The organism is Leucobacter komagatae (genome assembly GCF_006716085.1).
GTDB classification, from domain to species: Bacteria; Actinomycetota; Actinomycetes; order Actinomycetales; family Microbacteriaceae; genus Leucobacter; species Leucobacter komagatae.
On the sequence record NZ_VFON01000001.1, the window covers coordinates 1,332,492 to 1,349,140 of the forward strand.

General features: G+C 65.1%; 16 protein-coding genes. 7 read left to right on the forward strand and 9 right to left on the reverse strand.

The genetic code is table 11. From position 1 onward, the window contains the following. Positions 1–2 precede the first annotated feature (2 nt). Positions 3–1,226, reverse strand: a complete 1,224-nt coding sequence (locus FB468_RS06175) for an ABC transporter substrate-binding protein (protein WP_141886569.1) — start codon at positions 1,224–1,226, stop codon at positions 3–5. A gap of 404 nt (positions 1,227–1,630) precedes the next feature. Between FB468_RS06175 and FB468_RS06180 the strand changes: the two genes are divergently transcribed. From FB468_RS06180 to FB468_RS17235, 3 genes are read left to right on the forward strand one after another with little or no spacing between them, the layout of a single operon-like run. Then, positions 1,631–2,098 (forward strand): Lrp/AsnC family transcriptional regulator, encoded by a 468-nt coding sequence (locus FB468_RS06180; RefSeq protein ID WP_141886570.1) that lies wholly within the window; start codon positions 1,631–1,633, stop codon positions 2,096–2,098. A gap of 2 nt (positions 2,099–2,100) precedes the next feature. Then, positions 2,101–3,495, forward strand: a complete 1,395-nt coding sequence (locus FB468_RS06185) for an aspartate aminotransferase family protein (protein ID WP_119278989.1) — start codon at positions 2,101–2,103, stop codon at positions 3,493–3,495. A 21-nt stretch (positions 3,496–3,516) separates the two neighbouring features. Then, positions 3,517–3,741: a hypothetical protein gene (locus tag FB468_RS17235; protein WP_211359093.1), complete on the forward strand. Its 225-nt coding sequence runs from the start codon at positions 3,517–3,519 to the stop codon at positions 3,739–3,741. A gap of 227 nt (positions 3,742–3,968) precedes the next feature. Here the strand turns inward: FB468_RS17235 and FB468_RS06200 are convergent, their stop codons facing one another. The 5 genes from FB468_RS06200 to rpsO form a co-directional block, all read right to left on the reverse strand. Continuing rightward, positions 3,969–5,003, reverse strand: a complete 1,035-nt coding sequence (locus tag FB468_RS06200) for a hypothetical protein (protein WP_141886571.1) — start codon at positions 5,001–5,003, stop codon at positions 3,969–3,971. A 316-nt stretch (positions 5,004–5,319) separates the two neighbouring features. Then, positions 5,320–6,072, reverse strand: a complete 753-nt coding sequence (locus tag FB468_RS06205; protein ID WP_170219641.1) for a DUF4166 domain-containing protein — start codon at positions 6,070–6,072, stop codon at positions 5,320–5,322. Continuing rightward, positions 6,069–6,788, reverse strand: coding sequence for a DUF4166 domain-containing protein (locus FB468_RS06210; RefSeq protein WP_141886573.1), 720 nt, complete (start codon positions 6,786–6,788; stop codon positions 6,069–6,071). Before FB468_RS06210 ends, FB468_RS06205 begins: the two co-directional genes overlap by 4 nt. After that, complete coding sequence (locus FB468_RS06215) at positions 6,781–7,524, reverse strand: SRPBCC family protein (RefSeq protein ID WP_141886574.1); 744 nt, start codon at positions 7,522–7,524, stop codon at positions 6,781–6,783. Before FB468_RS06215 ends, FB468_RS06210 begins: the two co-directional genes overlap by 8 nt. 456 nt (positions 7,525–7,980) lie before the next feature. Then, the gene (gene rpsO, locus FB468_RS06220) at positions 7,981–8,250 is read right to left on the reverse strand and encodes a 30S ribosomal protein S15 (RefSeq protein WP_141886575.1); all 270 of its coding nucleotides are present in this window, start codon (positions 8,248–8,250) and stop codon (positions 7,981–7,983) included. Positions 8,251–8,606: 356 nt separating this feature from the next. Between rpsO and FB468_RS06225 the strand changes: the two genes are divergently transcribed. The 3 genes from FB468_RS06225 (at position 8,607) to FB468_RS06235 (ending at position 12,022) form a co-directional block, all read left to right on the forward strand. Continuing rightward, on the forward strand, positions 8,607–9,827 hold the full coding sequence (locus FB468_RS06225; RefSeq protein ID WP_141886576.1) for an ammonium transporter: 1,221 nt from the start codon (positions 8,607–8,609) through the stop codon (positions 9,825–9,827). Between the two features lie 93 nt (positions 9,828–9,920). After that, entirely contained in the window at positions 9,921–10,766 is an 846-nt protein-coding gene (locus FB468_RS06230; protein WP_141886577.1) for an inositol monophosphatase family protein, read from the forward strand. A 50-nt stretch (positions 10,767–10,816) separates the two neighbouring features. After that, complete coding sequence (locus tag FB468_RS06235) at positions 10,817–12,022, forward strand: ABC transporter substrate-binding protein (protein ID WP_141886578.1); 1,206 nt, start codon at positions 10,817–10,819, stop codon at positions 12,020–12,022. An 85-nt stretch (positions 12,023–12,107) separates the two neighbouring features. Here FB468_RS06235 and FB468_RS06240 read toward each other — a convergent pair whose 3' ends face one another. Both FB468_RS06240 and FB468_RS06245 read right to left on the reverse strand, forming a co-directional pair. Continuing rightward, positions 12,108–13,613: an NCS2 family permease gene (locus FB468_RS06240; protein ID WP_141886579.1), complete on the reverse strand. Its 1,506-nt coding sequence runs from the start codon at positions 13,611–13,613 to the stop codon at positions 12,108–12,110. A 63-nt stretch (positions 13,614–13,676) separates the two neighbouring features. Next, positions 13,677–14,048, reverse strand: coding sequence for an FKBP-type peptidyl-prolyl cis-trans isomerase (locus tag FB468_RS06245; protein WP_141886580.1), 372 nt, complete (start codon positions 14,046–14,048; stop codon positions 13,677–13,679). Positions 14,049–14,204: 156 nt separating this feature from the next. Between FB468_RS06245 and FB468_RS06250 the strand changes: the two genes are divergently transcribed. Further along, entirely contained in the window at positions 14,205–15,071 is an 867-nt protein-coding gene (locus tag FB468_RS06250) for a fumarylacetoacetate hydrolase family protein (protein ID WP_141886581.1), read from the forward strand. Between the two features lie 97 nt (positions 15,072–15,168). Here FB468_RS06250 and FB468_RS06255 read toward each other — a convergent pair whose 3' ends face one another. Then, on the reverse strand, positions 15,169–16,626 hold the full coding sequence (locus FB468_RS06255; protein WP_141886582.1) for an aspartate ammonia-lyase: 1,458 nt from the start codon (positions 16,624–16,626) through the stop codon (positions 15,169–15,171). Positions 16,627–16,649: the final 23 nt, after the last annotated feature.

The following is a 16,649-nucleotide window of genomic DNA, read 5'->3' on the forward strand; positions in this document are numbered from 1 at the left end:
GGTTACAGCCCCAGCACCTTCTGGAACTCGGAGGAGTACTTCTTGTCTTCCTCGGGCGAGAGCGAGCGGAAGCTGTGCAGGCGCTTCCAGTCTTCGTCTGAGGGGAAGATGAGGGGGTTGTCTGCGTTCTCGGGGTTGAGTTTGCGCATGGCCTCCTGCGTGCCCTTCACCGGCGGCACGAACGTCACATAGTCGGCGACGGCCGCCATGACCTCGGGGTCGTAATAGAAGTTGATCATCTCCTCGGCGAGCTTCTTCTTCGCCGACTCGGTTCCGTTCGGAATCGTGAAGGAGTCGGCCGCGATCATGCCGCCCGATTCGGGCACCTCGATCGTCCAGCGCGGACCGTCTGGCGACTCGGCGTTCATCATCACGACGTCGCCGGTCCAGACCATCGCGGCGAGCGTGTCACCGCGCTCCAGATCCTGCGTGTAGGAGTTACCCTTCACGTTCTTGATCTGGCCGCTCTGGATGCCGTCGTCAAGCCACTGGATCGCTTCGCCCCACTCCTTGTCACCCCAGGCGCCCGCGGGGTCGTACCCGAGGCCCGCAAGGATGATGCCCATCGTGTCGCGCATCTCCGTGAGCACTCCGACCTTGCCCTTCAGAGAGGGCTGCATGAAGTCGTCGAGCGTCTTGATACCGCCCGGAACGGCCTCGGTATCCCACATGAGACAGGACGCGGGCAGCTGCCACGGAATCGTGAATTTGCGGCCCTGGTCAGCGTCGAGCGCGTTCAGCTGCGCGTCGACGAGGTTGGCCGTGACGTTTGGCAGGTTGGCGTAGTCGAACTCCTGCACCTGCTTCGCCTGGATGAGACGCGCGTTCATCCAGTCGGTGAACGTGATGACGTCGTAGCCGGTGTGCTGGCCGAGCTCAAGCTGGTCCTTGATCTTGCCGTAGAAGGTGTTGTTGTCGTCGATATCCTCGATGTATTCGACGGCGATACCGGTCTCGTCTGTGAAGAGGTCAAGCGAGTCATACCAGCCTGTGTCCTCGTTGAAGTCGAGGTAGTAGGTCCAGTTACCCCACACGAGCTTCTGTGCGTTGCTCCCGCCGCCGGCTCCTCCTCCCCCTCCGGGGGCGCAGGATGCGAGCGTGAGCGCGCCGAGCCCTGCGGCTCCGACGGCGGCGCCCTTGAGCATCTGCCTGCGATCGAACTGTGCGCTGCGCACCATGTTCACGATGCTGCGAACAATGGGGTCTTCGGGGATACGGCGTGCCATAGAAGTCTCCTTTGACTCATATTTAGCTTCGTCGGGTGCAGTCATTGAACCCGCCGAGTCGTATGGACGAATATCCCACACGTTGGGCGGGGTTGCCAATTGTCTGGAACCGAATTTCCAGACTTCTTCATGAAACAGTTACCTTTCTCACGGAAAACCGACGATTCGCACACCCTTTTTGAGCTTTTGCGGATGATTCCGCCGGAAAGTCGAGCGCTGCCGCGCCCACCGTTGCTACAGTGCTCATAAGCGCAGGGCTGCGCTGAACCTGCCGCCCGCGACCGCGTCACGGCAGCCCCCTCGCCGTCACTTTTTCGCGCTCCTCCGGGGAAATGCGCAGAAAACTGATGCTCAAACAACGGATTCCTTTGCTTTTTCCAGCCAGTACTGTCAGAATCGGAAGCGTGAGCAGCAAACGAACTACTCCTGCCCTCGACTCAACGTCGAAGGCGATCATCGAGCAACTTCAGCTCGACGGTCGCCGCTCGTACGCCGAGATCGGGAAAGCGGTCGGCCTCAGCGAGGCAGCCGTTCGGCAGCGTGTTCAGAAGCTCACGGATGCCGGGGTCATGCAGATTGTTGCTGTGACCGACCCAATGCGACTCGGTTTCCACCGACAAGCAATGCTCGGCATTCGCGTTTCCGGCGACACCAGGGTCGTCGCCGACCGCCTCGCGGAACTGCCCGAAGTGAGCTACGTCGTTTTGAGCGCAGGCTCCTTCGACATCCTCGCCGAGGTTGTCTGTGAGGACGACGACGGTCTCATCGAGCTCCTGAACGACAAGATCAGGGACATCGATGGGGTCTCAGCTACTGAGACGTTCGTCTACCTCCAACTCAACAAACAAAAATACGACTGGGGAACGAGATAACCATGTCTTTCGATCCGACCGCTGCGGTCGACACTGCTGCGCTGCAGGCTTCGGCCAAGCGCCACATGTGGCCGCACTTCACTAACCGCAAGGTGCTCAACGACGGTATCCCCGTCATCACCCGCGCCGAGGGCCACCACATTTACGATGCCGCCGGCAAGGAGTACATCGACGGTCTTGCAGGCCTGTTCGTTGTCAACGCCGGCCACGGCCGCCAGCGCATCGTCGACGCAGCTGCTAAGCAGATGAAGCAGCTCGACTTCATGCCGCTCTGGTCGTACGCTCACCCCGCCGCAATCGAGCTGTCGGAGCGCCTCGCTTCGTACGCTCCCGGCGAGATGAACAAGGTCTTCTTCACCACCGGTGGTGGCGAAGCTGTTGAGTCGGCGTTCAAGCTGGCGAAGCACTTCTGGAAGATCAAGGGCCAGCCGATGAAGCACAAGGTCATCTCGCGCTCGGTTGCCTACCACGGCACCCCGCAGGGCGCTCTTGCCATCACCGGCATCCCCGACATGAAGAAGTTCTACGAGCCGCTGACCCCCGGTGGTCACCGCGTGCCGAACACGAACTTCTACCGCGCCGAAGAGATGGGCGCTCCCTCGGACGACATCGAGGCATTCGGCCAGTGGGCTGCAAACCGCATCGAAGAGGCAATCCTCTTCGAGGGCCCCGAGACCGTTGCCGCCGTGTTCCTCGAGCCCGTGCAGAACTCGGGTGGCTGCTTCCCGCCTCCCCCCGGCTACTTCAAGCGCGTTCGCGAGATCTGCGACCAGTACGACGTGCTCCTCGTCTCGGATGAGGTCATCTGTGCGTACGGCCGCGTCGGCGACTTCTTCGCTTCGAAGGCGCTCGGCTACGAGCCCGACATCATCACCTCTGCAAAGGGCATCACCTCGGGCTACGTCCCGCTCGGTGCGATGATCGTCTCGGACAAGGTGTCGGAGCCCTTCAACTCGGAGGACAACACCTTCTACCACGGCTTCACCTTCGCGGGTCACCCGGCTGCTGCAGCCGCGGCTCTCGAGAACCTCGACATCTTCGAGGAAGAGGACCTCAACGGCCGCGTCCGCGAGAACAGCCCGCTGTTCCGCGCGGAGCTCGAGAAGCTCCTCGACATCGACATCGTCGGTGACGTCCGCGGTGAGGGCTACTTCTTCGGCATCGAGCTTGTCAAGGACAAGTCGACCAAGGAGACCTTCAACGAGGCAGAGTCGAACCGCCTGCTGCGCGACTACCTGTCGCCCGCTCTCTGGGACGCAGGCCTGTACTGCCGCGCAGACGACCGTGGAGACCCCGTTATCCAGCTCGCTCCGCCGCTGACCATTGGTCCGGCTGAGTTCGCTGAGATCGGCGGAATCCTCCGCAGCGTCCTGAAGGACGCTTCGTCGAAGATCTAATGATCTGAGACCCTCAGCCCGGTGGCCCCTCTCGCGTTTGCGGGAGGGGCCACCGGCATTTGGGGCGCGGCTGCTGCGGTGGTTGCGGCGGCAGCTGCGGTGGTTGCGGCGGCGGCTGCGGTGGTTGCGGCGGCGGCTGCGGCGGCTGCGACGGCGCTCCGCGTTCCCGGGCCGACCTCCGCCCCCGCGGCCCGGCCCCGCCTCCCCGCCCGCGGGCCGCTCCCGCCGCCCCACCCCCTCAAATAATCCTCTGGGGCTCAATTTCCCGCAGCATTTGGGTGACTTTGGAAAAATTGGCGTGCTCTGGCGCTCGCTTGGCGCGCTCTGGCGCTCGCTTGGCGCGCTCTGGCGCTCGCTTGGCGCGCTCTGGCGCTCGCTTGGCGCGCTCCGGCGCTCCGGCGCTCCGGCGCTCCGGCCACCTGAACCAGGTCGGCCACGGCCCGTCGCACCGCGGCCCGCAGCCTTACCCGCAGTCAGCAGTGCTCTAGCCCAGAAACAGCTATCCCAAACGAACTTAAGCGCTCCCCCAACCGCCTCGCTGTGTGAATGTGCTGCGCACCCCACCTCACAAAGCGTTTTCCAGTGACGCCGCGCACCTCGTCCTCGCGCCGTTTCTCCGCAAGCAGGCGTTCCTCGGGTGTTCCGGCACCGTGAGTGCTCCGGTCAAAGTACTTTGCGGTGCCGTCAACCTCGCCAAAGGCGTCTTGCCCGAGCAGTTCAAAGTCCATCCAGTATGTTGTGCCACCTGCCGCGCGAACGGGAACCTGCACGTCGTAGGGCACTTGAAGTCGTGAGAGTTGCAACTTGCTCACACTCTCAAGCACCGACTCGGCGCGGCCGTCTGCGATCTGAAGCAGTTGCCGCGCCGCTCGCACCCCGGGCCGTCCGCTGCGCTTGGATTCGGCAAGCCGGCGCTCCCGCCATTCAGCGACCGCGGAAGCCGACTCGCCTCGCTCCATTTGAAACATCCGGCGAATGCCCGCGTCAAGCGCCCCGATCGCAACCTCAGGTGTTGCGCTGTGCGCAAGGTCGAGGAGGGTGCGCTCAAGGCTAGTGAACCGAACCCCGGCAGCGTCAACGATGTCTGGCTCGGGAAGCTCGGTCAAATATCGTGCCACGGGCCGAGTACTGTGTCCCCGACTTCCCTCGCGAGTGGCAACGTGCACCCGGAGGCCTGTGAAGCCGTACAGCGGCAGGCCCCACAGCGCCGCCGCGGACTCTCTTGCGAACACCCAGTTCCGCTCTCGATATCGCTTCGCGTGCGCGAGCGTCACGGCGAGCAGGCGTTGTTCGGGGAACATCGACTCCCACAGTGAGGCGTCGATGTACGCTCCGTGTGCGAGCCGTCGCAGCCCGCCCTCCCGCACACGGGTCAAGAGCTCGCCGTCCGAGGCCTCCCCCAGACGCACAAGCTCCCGTCGGAGCAAAATCGGCGCAAGCGCATTGCGGATCCTGTTCTCAGCAGCGATGAGCTCCACCGCGGCGATGGCCACTTGAATCGGTGCCACTGAATGACTATTTCGTGCGGGAGACATAGACGTAGTCTGACGGCCTGCGACCCCCCGCGCTCCGCGAGGGAAGAGATCGTGGATGAATCCGCTTCAGCGGCAGCATCCTTACGACTGGGGACGAAGCAAGAACGTAAAGCCCCCGTTTCAAACCCGCCCACACCGCCCACACCGCCCACACCGCCACTACCCCATTTCATCCGCTGGCCCTCAGTTTCGGGCCAAGTTCAACTGGGTTTGGCGTAATCGAGGGCCTGACGAGGTCCGCCGCAGAGTGCGAGTGCCCGCTGGCAGGCTCGGGCCCAGCTCCCGACGGTTAGCCGCCCGTGGACTGACGGAAGCTACCCCGGTACTCGAGGATCGTGCCCAAGAGCGGGCTGCGCACCCGCGCGTCAACCGTGTTGCGCCCGGTGGTCTCCTCATACCCGTCTTCCACGACGGCGTGCACTGAGAACAGGTGCGGCAACCGCAGCCGCAAACGACCGAACCGCAACCAGGCCCGGCCCGACTCGAGCCGCAGTCGGCCGGAGTCCGTTGCAGAGCAGTGAAGTTCTAGCTCGACGCGGCGGCGCTCGCCGAGCAAATTCCGCAAGGTTCCGGGAGCATCACCGGCGAGCAACACATCGACAAATCGCTGTTCGCCCCGCCGGAATTTGAAGACACGTTCCGCGTGCAGGCCCAACTCCCCCGTTCCCGCACGGGTGGCCCTGCCTTTTACCTCCTCCCTTGCCGGGCCAACCGATCCTGCTTCTTCAACGGCGCCGCGGCCTGCCGACCGGGGTTCCCAGCCCGGGCGGTTCTCCACGCGAAACGCGACCCCTCGTTCGAAAGCGGTGACCAGAAGCCCGGGCCCGACGACGGGACGTGCGAGCCAGTTGAGCAGACTCAATCGACTACCCGCAACTTCAAACACTCCATCTAGGCTGACGGCCTCACCGATAACACCCGAACCCGATACGTAGCGAAGCACCGCGGGGTGCAGGTTTGCCGCTTCGTCTCCCAGCGCACGCAGAAAGACAGAGCCGCCCGGGAATGGGCTTCCCTCGGTAAGGTTTACCTCCGTCGTCACTCGCGCCGCTCCTCGCGATATGGTTTCAGGGCTCCCGGCACTGTGACTCCCTCCGGAAACTCGCAGGTGAACTCGCCGCGGTATCCAAAGAGCAGTCCGAAGCGCTCGTGTCGCACCTCAAGGTCTATGACGAAGCAACCCTTGGCATCATCAAAGTGCTCTGTAAGGAAGGCACGACCGGTGAGCAACGCGGGGAACCGAAACCCGATCAGTCCCTCGTAGAATCGCTGCGCCCCCGACTCGAGTCGTAGACCACCGTCGGCGGTGACCGATAGATCCAGATCCACGGCCAGATGCTGGTGGGTCCCCAAGTAGTCAACGATCTGCCCGCTCGTTTCGCTGAGGATCATTGTCGCATCGAATCGCCTTCGGCGCCCTCCGCCGAGCTCCATTGTGCGAACAAACGTGACTGTCTCACGCCCGTACCCGTCGATGTATGCGTAGTTGTCGATCTGGAACGGGACGTGCGCGCCGCGTTCGGGGAACATGATGTTTCGCGTCGCGCCAAGCATGAGGAACGGCCGCACCCACCACGGGCCACGGCGAATCTCGTGCATCACCCCGCGGCCGACGCAGGCGTACCCCGGACTCGCTCCGGTGCCGGTGCCGGTGCCGGTGCCAACGCCAAATCGGCGCTGCATTTGCGGGTGCAGCCGATCGAACTCAGGGCCAATTGCCCGAGCAAATATGCTCTGATGATGATGAGTGTCAGTCATGCGTGCCTCTTCTGCGGGTACGGCGTTGGCGCGGCAGAATCGTTCCGACGTCACCGAGCTCGGTAAGTATGTGCGGTGCATCGTCCATGATCCGAGTTGGATGGGCCGACCAGTGTGAACGGGAAACGCCGTCTCCAGGGTTTGGAGGAGTGGCCTGTGGCAGCGGCCGGGAAGCACAGTTTCTCGCGCTCGCGCGAGGACCACCGAGCCAACCGCGCCACCAGCCGACGCGTTCGGGTTCAATACCCTGTTCCGCCCACAGTCGAAGCCTGTCGAAGCTCCAGGCCGTGAGCCACCAGACAAGCCGCCGAGTGAGGATCGGGTCGAGCAGCCGTCCGAGCGCACCCCAGCCGGGCTCGTAGTCGTATCCTGTGAAGAACCTCACACCGTTCCCTGAGGGAACATAGCGCCAATAGCCGCGCCCATCACCGAGTGGTGAGAGCGGGTCCTCGGTAGTAAAGAGCAGTGCGGACGTCCGCTGCCCTGACTCGGTGCGTTTCTCGCCGAGTGATACCCCTGTGCCGCGGATCGTGTGCACGCCGAGGTCGAGTTCGTAGCCGAATTCTTGCGCCCCGTTCTCGCGCACCGCTGTCGGGGTGATCTTGCTGAATCGGGCGTCCCAGCGGGCGTGAAGGTGCGGGTCTTGCGTGAGCTCCCAGACACGCTCCATCGGCGCATCAATGTGGATCTCGACGTACAGGCCACGATCGCGCGGCCGACGACTTCCCCTTGGCATATTCATAGAGTACCCGGCACGGACGACCCGAGACACGCGGCGGTGTGGTGGCGCGGTCACGCGCTCGCGGTCCGTGCGTGGCGAGGATTCCGAGAGCGAGCTCAAGCTGCCGCGATTTCCCATCCCATCTACCCCAGTTTCTCCAGGCCACCTCAAACTCGGAGGCTATTTGGGGCGCAACAGATAATTTGGGGAGGAATGGAGCGGCGGCGGGGCGGGGCAGGGCGGCGGGGCGGCGGAGCGGAGCGGCGGCGGGGCGGAGCAGGGCGGCGGGGCGGCGGAGCGGAGCAGGGCGGCGGGGCGGCGGAGCGGAGCAGCGGCGGCAGCGGCGGCAGCGGAGCGCAGACGCAAAGAAGCCCCTCTCCCGGAGGAGAGGGGCTTCCCAGAGTCAAAGGCGATCAGTCGCAGGGACTGACACGATCAACCGGGCCTCGCGGCCGTGCCGAAGCGCTGAGCTTAGCGGCGCAGGCCGAGGCGCTCGATGAGCGCACGGTAACGGTTGATGTCCGTCTTCTGGAGGTAAGCCAGGAGGCGGCGGCGCTGACCAACGAGCAGCAGCAGGCCACGACGCGAGTGGTGGTCGTGCTTGTGCTCCTTGAGGTGCTCGGTCAGATCCTTGATACGACGCGACAGCAGCGCTACCTGGACCTCGGGGGATCCGGTGTCACCAGCAGTGGTTGCGTACTCTTCGATGATCGCCTTCTTGACATCTGTGGGCAATGACATAGGTGATCCCCTTTCTCCAGTTGCGCGGCGCCTTCAGCAGGGTGCTTGGGCTCTCTGTATCCGCGGCCGATCTAACGGCAACCTCACTACCTTAGCACCGATTGCCGGAGCCAGCGACACGAGCAGACGAGGCGGCAGCCACACGAACAGACACAGCGCAAGCCCCAGCCCCAGCCCCAGCCCCACACCCAGCGCAAGCTACGCCCCACCGAAACACTGCCGAAACAGAGAAGTGACGGGGCCGTCGCACGAGAGAAACGGTGGCGAAACCGTCGGAGCGCAGACTGGGCATCACCTGAGCGCACCGGCGCGACGGGCGACACGCGGCCATCGGCGGCCGAGCAGAGGAGAACACTATGGAAGCAACAGAGGTCTGGACACTCGCGAGCTCCGCGCTCGTACTCATCATGACACCGGGGCTGGCGCTCTTCTACGGCGGGCTCGTGCGGGTCCGTTCGGTCGTGAACATGATGCTCTTCAGCGTGAGCGCGATGGGAGTCGTCGGCGTTCTATGGATCTTGTTCGGCTATAGCATGAGCGTCATCGGCGACGGCGACGGCTGGTTCGCGGGTAGCCCGCTGCGCGACTTTGGGCTCGCGGGCACCGACCCGGCCGAGTTCATCGGGGTCGGCTTCGGGGCGGTGTTCGCGATGATCACGACCGCCCTCATCTCGGGCGCCATCGCCGACAGGGTCGGCCTCGGTTCGTGGGTCCTGTTCTCGGGCCTATGGGCGACGCTCGTCTACTTCCCCGTCGCCGCGTGGGTGTGGGGCGGCGGCTGGATATCACAGCTGGGGACCTGGCTCGGGACGCCCGACGTGATCGACCTTGCTGGCGGCACCGCGATCCACATCAACGCGGGGGCGGCAGCCCTCGCGCTCGCGCTCGTCGTCGGCAAACGCCAGGACTTCGCGCCGGGCGCGCACCGGCCGCACTCGATCCCGCTCGTCACGATCGGCGCGGCGCTCCTGTGGTTCGGTTGGATCGGTTTCAATTCAGGCCTTGCGACGGACGGGGCGACCGCGGGCCTCATCCTGGTGAACACGCTCGGCGCGCCCGCAGCTAGCATCCTCGGATGGCTCGCAGTTGATGCGCTGCGCGCACGGAAGCCCGGCGTGATCGGCGCCGCCTCCGGCGCGGTGGCCGGGCTCGTGGCGATCACGCCGGCCGCCGCGAACCTCTCCCCCGGGCTCGCGCTGCTGCTCGGTGTCATCGCCGGTGCGGCGTGCGCCTTCGCGATCGAGTGGAAGTTTCGCCTCGGCTTCGACGACTCACTCGACGTCGTCGGCCTGCATCTCGTCGCGGGCGTGCTTGGCACGGTCTACCTCGGTTTCTTTGCGTTCGATGACGGCCTCTTCACCGGCGGCGACGGCGGGCTGCTGCTCGTCCAGGTCATCTCAGTCGTGGGTGTGGCTGCCTACTCGTTCGCCGCGTCGCTCATCATCGCGTTCGTGGTGAAGGCGACGACTGGACTCCGCGTCTCGGCTGAGGTCGAGCAGGGTGGGATCGACGCGGCCGTACACGGTGAGGAGGCGTACGCGCTCGACCGCGAGTCCCAGTCGGCAGCTCGCCCATAGCCCCGCCGACCCGCCGACCTAACCGCCACGTCGGCCTAACCGCCACGTCGGCCCAGGGCCGCTCGTTCACCGCCAGAGGGTAGGCTCGGGAGCATGACTGATTCGGTTGATGCAGCTGCCCTGGCCGAAGCCCTGGCCGACGTTGCGGCGAAGCTCGCGCGCGAGGTTGGCGAGGTCGTCCGAGCCCGTCGCGCAGAGGGCGTCGCGGTTGCGCAGACGAAGTCGAGCCTCACCGACGTCGTGACGGCGGCGGACCAGGAGGCCGAGCGCCTCCTCGCCGAGGGGCTCGCTCGCCTGCGCCCGCAAGACGGGATCCTGGGCGAGGAGGGCGCGAGCAGCGCCGGATCGAGCGGGATCACCTGGGTCATCGACCCCATCGACGGCACGGTGAACTACCTGTACGGCCTCCCCGCTTATGCGGTCAGCGTGGCTGCGACGGTCTCAGACGGCGCTCCCGGCACCATGTCTGACGGCCGCCGCGCCATCGCCGGTGCGGTGTACGTGCCAACGACGGGTGAGGCATTCCGCGCCTGGCACGGGGGCGGCGCGTACCTCGACGGCGTGCGCCTCACCGGCCCCGCCGAAACCGAGCTCGGCAGTACGCTCCTCGCGACAGGGTTTGGGTACACGGCCGAGCGCCGCACGGAGCAGGTTGAGGTGCTCCGCCACGTGCTGCCAAGGGTGCGAGACATTCGCCGAATGGGATCAGCCGCGATCGACCTCTGCATGCTCGCGGCCGGGCGCATCGACGCCTACTACGAGCGCGGCCTGCAACCGTGGGATTATGCGGCTGCCACCCTCATCGCACGCGAATCCGGCGCGGTCGTCCGCGGCCTCGGCGACGCAGCCCCCGGTGAGGAGCTGCTCATCGCGGGCACACCGCGCATCTCCGCAGAGCTCGCGACACTCATCGGGGATGCGTACCGCAGCTTGCAGTGATCTGGGATGATGGGGCCCAGCCGTTCACGTGCGTTTCAAAGGAGAAAGCAATGCGCGCTGCCCCATCTGACCCCATCATCGCGGAACTCGTGCGGCGCGCCCGCACCGCCCAGTTTTCCAGACGTCGGCTGCTGCAGGGCCTCGGGCTCGGCGCCGCGGCCCTCGGCGCTGCCTCGCTCACGGCCTGCGCGCCGAGCGGCCCAAAGTACGGAGACGGCTCTGGCGGGAACCTGCGGTGGGCGAGCTGGACGTACTACCTCGACTTCGATGAGGAGACGGGAGATTTCCCGACGCTCAACGAGTTCATGGCCGAGTCGAACATCAGCGTCGAGTACTTCGAGGACGTTGACGACAACAAGATGTTCATGGCGAAGGTGAAGGACCAGCTGAAGCTTGGGCAAGACACCGGCTACGACCTGTTCACGCTCACCGATTCGTCGCTCATCAGGCTGTGGGAGCAAGAACAGCTCAAGGCGTTCGACCACGGGCTCATCCCGAACGCCGACGCGCAGATGATCGACCTCGTGCGCCACTCGTCGTTTGACCCGGCCCGCGAGTGGTCGATCCCCTACCAGGCCGGCATGACCGGGCTCGTCTACAACTCGAAGCTCTACCCCAAGGGCGTGCAGTCGGTGAGCGATCTGTGGAACCCCGACCTCAAGGGCAAAGTGAGCCTGCTGAGCGAGCAGGACGACACGCTCGGGCTCATCATGCTCGAGCAGGGTGTCGACATCACGGGCGACGGCTGGGGCGACGACGAGTTCTTCGCGGCGCTCGCTGTGGCGGAAGAACACATCAAGAACGGCGACGTGTACACGGTGAAGGGAAACTCGTACACGCAAGACCTTCAAAGCGGGGCCGTCGTCGCCGGCATGGCCTGGTCGGGAGACGTCGCGATGATCAACGAGGAAGAGGGCGAGGAGGTCTGGAAGTTTGTCGTGCCCGAGGCGGGGGCGACGCTCTTCATCGACTCGTTCTGCCTCCCCGAGAGCACGGCGGCCTACGAAGAGTCGCACGCGCTCATCGACTACTACTACGAGCCAGAGGTTGCGGCCCGCGTCGCCGAGTACGTGCAGTACGTCACCCCCGTGGCCGGTGCGCGCGACGCGATGGCGACGCTCAACCCTGAGATGGCCGAGAACCCACTCGTCTTCCCTGACGAGGAGATGTCGGCGCGAATCCACGACATGCGCACCCCGACCGCGCAAGAGGACAACCGGTACGCGCAGGCCTACCAGAAGATCCTCGGGAACTAGCGGTGCGGGCAGCACCAGCAGACGAACGCGGCGGTGTGGATCAGCCTAAGCCGATCCGCACCGCCGCGTTGCGTGCGAGGTGTCGCTAGACGCCGAGCAGCGCCTCGATCGGGCCGCGCGCGAAGAAGATCACGAACCCTGCCGAAACGATCCAGAGCAGCCAGTGCACCTGCTTCGCCTTGCCGGTGAAGGCGTGGATGAGCACCCACGAGATGAAGCCAGCGCCGATGCCGTTGGCAATCGAGTAGCTCAGCGGCATGACCGCCGCGGTAAGGAACACGGGCAGCAGCACACGGAAGTCACCGAGGTCAATGTTCGAGATCTGCGACATCATCATCGCGCCAACGATGACGAGCGCCGCGGCAGCGACCTCGGTCGGCACGATCTGCGTGAGCGGGGTGAAGAACATCGCGAGGAGGAACACGAGGCCGGTGACGATATTCGCGAAGCCTGTACGAGCGCCCTCGCCGATGCCCGCGCCGGACTCAATGAAGACTGTGGTCGAGGATGACGAGGTGCCGCCACCGACAACCGCGCCGACGCCCTCGACGATGAGCGCCGACTTGATGCGCGGGAAGTTGCCCTTTTCGTCAGCGAGCTGCGCCTCGCGCGAGAGGCCGGTCATCGTGCCCATTGCGTCGAAGAAGTTGGTGAACAGGAGCGTGAACACGAGCATGATGACGGTCACCACGCCGACCTTGCCGAAGTCGAAGCTCACGGCGCCGACAAGCCCGAGGTCGGGCACAGCGAACGGGTTGCCCTGGAGCACGGGCTCGGTGAGGCTCCAGCCACCCGGGTTGAGCGATCCGTCGGCGCCGAACTTCGGGCCGATCTTCCAGATTGCCTCAACGATCACGGCGATGAGCGTGCCGGTGACGAGGCCGATGAGGATGCCGCCCTTGACCTTCTTCGCGACAAGAATGCCAGTGAGCACGAGGGTCACGACGAAGATGACCGTGGGGATCGTAGCGATGAAGCCAACGCCCGACGGGCCGAGGCCAACGGGGGGCGACGACTGCCCGGTCGAATCGACGAAGCCCGAGTTCACGAAGCCGATGAACGCGATGAAGAAGCCAATGCCGACGGTGATAGCGAGCTTCAGCTGCACGGGAACCGCGTCGAAGATCATGCGGCGCAGGCCGGTGGCGGCGAGCAGCACGATGAGGAGACCGTTGATGATGACGATTGCCATCGCCTCAGGCCAGGTGACCTCCTGCACAACGGAGAACGCGAGGAACGCGTTGATGCCGAGGCCCGCGGCGAATGCGAACGGGAGTCGGGAGACGATACCGAAGAGGATCGTCATGACGCCGGCGGCGAGAGCGGTGACCGCGCTCACCTGGCCGAAATCGAGGATATTGCCCGCGACGTCTTCCTTGCCGGAGAGGATAATGGGGTTGAGGATGACGATGTACGCCATCGTCACGAACGTGACGAGACCGCCACGAATCTCGGTCCCGATGGTCGAGCCCCGCTTGGTGATCTCGAAGTAGCGGTCAAGGAATCCCCGTTCCTTGACCTGCTGATGTGTGGCCTCTGACACGCCCCGCTCCTGTTCCTGAGTGTTTGCTGAACAGGAAAACGGTACCATCTTGCGCCGAGCCGTGCGGCCCGGGCGCCAGATGGCACCGTTTGAGGTGGTGTTCGCTAGGGCTTAGCTCACGCCCTTGAGGTCGATCACGAAGATGAGCGTCTTACCCGAAAGCGGGTGCCCGCCGCTCGTGCCGTACGCCTGTGCGGGCGGTACGACGAGCTTGCGGCGGCCGCCGACCTTCATGCCGGGGATGCCGACCTGCCAGCCGGGAATCAGGGCCTTGAGCGGGAAGTTCACGGACTCGCCGCGGCTCCACGACGAGTCGAACTCCTCACCCGAGTCGTACTCGACCCCAAGGTAGTGGACGTCGACGGTCGAGCTTGCGGCTGCCTCAGCGCCATCGCCGACGACGATATCGACGATCTCCAGCTCGGCGGGCGCGGGCCCCTCGGGTGCGTCAATCTCTGGCTTCGAAAGCGGTGCATCAGTCATGGCCCCATTGTGACCGATCTCGGCCCCGCTCACTACGAGGTTCGCTGAGAGGGAAACCACGGCGAATCATCAGGCTTCGATAGTCACAGTCCTGGCGGAGCAACTTAGGCGCAGCACGACAACCCCTTTGCTGTCAAAGCCCGGTAATCTAGAGTGGTGAGATTTGCGCACCTGAACCCCGAGTCCGACCAGAGCCCCGAGCTATTTGTAGAGCGGGGTGACCGGTTCGTGGCCGTCCGCGATCTCGGCGAGTCTTTCGGCTCCCTGCAGGACCTCATCGAGGCGGGCCCCGAGGCGCTCTCGCGCATCACATCGGCGCTCGCTGAGCTCCCCGCCGACGCCGGCATCGCCAGCGCCGATGTGAGCTACGCCCCAGCCGTGCTGAACCCACCGGTGGTGCTCGCGGTTGGCCTCAACTACGACGAGCACGCAAGCGAGCTTGCGCTCGACAACGACTCGGGCCCCGTGCTTTTCACGCTCTTCCCGAACTCGCTGAACGGCCACAACGGCACCGTCGAGCTGCCGACCCGCATCAGCGAGGAGGTTGACTACGAGGGCGAGCTCGGCGTCGTCATCGGTCGCCCGGCGAAGAACGTTACGCCCGAGGAAGCCCTCGACTACGTGTTTGGGTACACGGCGATCAACGACATCACCGCGCGCAACGTGCAGTTCGCCGAGCCGCAGTGGTCGCGCTGCAAGTCGTTCGATGGCTTCACGCCGATCGGGCCGGTCGTCGTCACGGCCAACGAGATCCCCGACCCGCAGGCGCTCGCAATCACGACCGACGTCAACGACCTGCGCGTACAGGACTCGACGACGGAGTTCATGATTCGCACGGTCGCCGAGCTCATCTCGTCGATCTCGCAGTCACTCACCATCATGCCCGGAACCGTGATTTCGACCGGCTCCCCCGGTGGCGCCGGCCGCTCGCGCAAACCACCGCTGTACCTCACGGACGGCACCGTCGTGACCGTCACGATCGAGAAGATCGGCGCCGTCACCGCGCACTGCGTCGCGGTGTAGGTGTAGCGAGCGCGCAACAGCACAGTCAGCGCACACAGCGAAGGCCCACGGGGATCACTCCCCGTGGGCCTTCGCTGTTACTCAGGCGGCGGACGAACTAGGCGTCGGCGCCCTCAGCTGCGGCGTCACCCGTGATGACCGGGATCGCACCGGTCTCGGGGGCGAGACCCGCGAGCTTCGACGGCTGGAGGATGTCGTCGAGCGCATCCTGGTCGAGAAGGCCGCGCGACACGACGAGCTCGGAGACCTTCGCGTTCGTCGCGAGCGCCTCCTTCGCGAGCTTCGCCGCTTCCGCGTAACCGATGACCGGCGCGAGCGCGGTGATGACGGTCACCGAGCGGGCAACCATGTCTTCAAGGCGATCCTCGTTTGCGGTGATCCCGTCAACGCAGTTCACGCGCAGCGTCTGGCAGGCGCGCTCGAGCCACGTGATCGACTGGAACAGCGAGTGAGCAATGATCGGCTCGAATGCGTTGAGCTGCAGCTGGCCGGCTTCGACGGCCATCGAGACGGTGACGTCCGAGCCCGCGATCGCGTACGCGACCTGCGAGACAGCCTCAGGGATCACGGGGTTGACCTTGCCCGGCATGATCGACGAACCCGCCTGGCGTGCGGGGAGGTTGATCTCGCCGAGGCCGGCCTGCGGCCCGGAAGAGAGCAGTCGGAGGTCGTTCGAGATCTTCGAGAGCTTGAGCGCCGAGCGCTTGAGGGCGCCCGAGAAGGTCACGAACACGCCGGTGTCGCTCGTCGACTCGACGAGATCGCCCGCGGTTTCGAGGTCGAGCTCGGTGATCTCGCGCAGGTGGCGAATCACCGACTCCTTGTAGCCCTTCGGCGCGTTGATGCCGGTGCCGATGGCGGTCGCGCCCATGTTCACCTCGCCGAGCAGCGAGACGGCCTCCTGGAGGCGCTCGATGTCTTCGCGGAGCGTCACGGCGAACGCATTGAACTCCTGGCCGAGGGTCATCGGCACTGCGTCCTGCAGCTGCGTGCGGCCGACCTTGATGATGTGCGAGAACTCGCGGCCCTTCACGGCGAACGACTCCGAGAGCAGTCGCAGCTCTTCGAGGAGGCTGCCGAGCGAGAACGCGAGCGCAATCTTGATTGCGGTCGGGTAGGTGTCGTTCGTCGACTGGCTGTGGTTCGTGTGGTCGTTCGGGTTGATGTAGGCGTAGTCGCCCTTCTCGTGACCCGCGAGCTCGAGCGCGCGGTTCGTGATGACCTCGTTCGCGTTCATGTTGCTCGACGTGCCGGCACCGCCCTGCACAACGCCGACCACGAACTGGTCGTGCAGCATGCCGGTCTTGATCTCTTCGCACGCGCGGTCGATGAGCGTCGCGCGCTGCTCGTCGAGCGCGCCGATCTCGAGGTTGGCGCGCGCCGCGGCCTGCTTCACGCACGCGAACGCACGGATGAAGTCGGGGTAGACGGAGATCGGCCGGCGGGCGATCGGGAAGTTTTCGTGGGCGCGCGCGGTGTGCACGCCCCAGTATGCCGATGCGGGTATTTCGACGCTGCCGAGTGAATCCGTTTCGGTACGGGTTTGGGCAGACATGAAGTCACTCACGAGTATCTCGC

Coding starts and splice junctions, on each gene's coding strand:
- FB468_RS06245 (WP_141886580.1), bottom strand. CDS start 14,048: ATGACTGATGCACCGCTTTCGAAGCCAGAGATTGACGCACCCGAGGGG.
- FB468_RS06185 (WP_119278989.1), top strand. CDS start 2,101: ATGTCTTTCGATCCGACCGCTGCGGTCGACACTGCTGCGCTGCAGGCT.
- FB468_RS06175 (WP_141886569.1), bottom strand. CDS start 1,226: ATGGCACGCCGTATCCCCGAAGACCCCATTGTTCGCAGCATCGTGAAC.
- FB468_RS06255 (WP_141886582.1), bottom strand. CDS start 16,626: ATGTCTGCCCAAACCCGTACCGAAACGGATTCACTCGGCAGCGTCGAA.
- FB468_RS06240 (WP_141886579.1), bottom strand. CDS start 13,613: ATGGTACCGTTTTCCTGTTCAGCAAACACTCAGGAACAGGAGCGGGGC.
- FB468_RS06210 (WP_141886573.1), bottom strand. CDS start 6,788: ATGACTGACACTCATCATCATCAGAGCATATTTGCTCGGGCAATTGGC.
- FB468_RS06235 (WP_141886578.1), top strand. CDS start 10,817: ATGCGCGCTGCCCCATCTGACCCCATCATCGCGGAACTCGTGCGGCGC.
- rpsO (WP_141886575.1), bottom strand. CDS start 8,250: ATGTCATTGCCCACAGATGTCAAGAAGGCGATCATCGAAGAGTACGCA.
- FB468_RS06215 (WP_141886574.1), bottom strand. CDS start 7,524: ATGCCAAGGGGAAGTCGTCGGCCGCGCGATCGTGGCCTGTACGTCGAG.
- FB468_RS06230 (WP_141886577.1), top strand. CDS start 9,921: ATGACTGATTCGGTTGATGCAGCTGCCCTGGCCGAAGCCCTGGCCGAC.
- FB468_RS06225 (WP_141886576.1), top strand. CDS start 8,607: ATGGAAGCAACAGAGGTCTGGACACTCGCGAGCTCCGCGCTCGTACTC.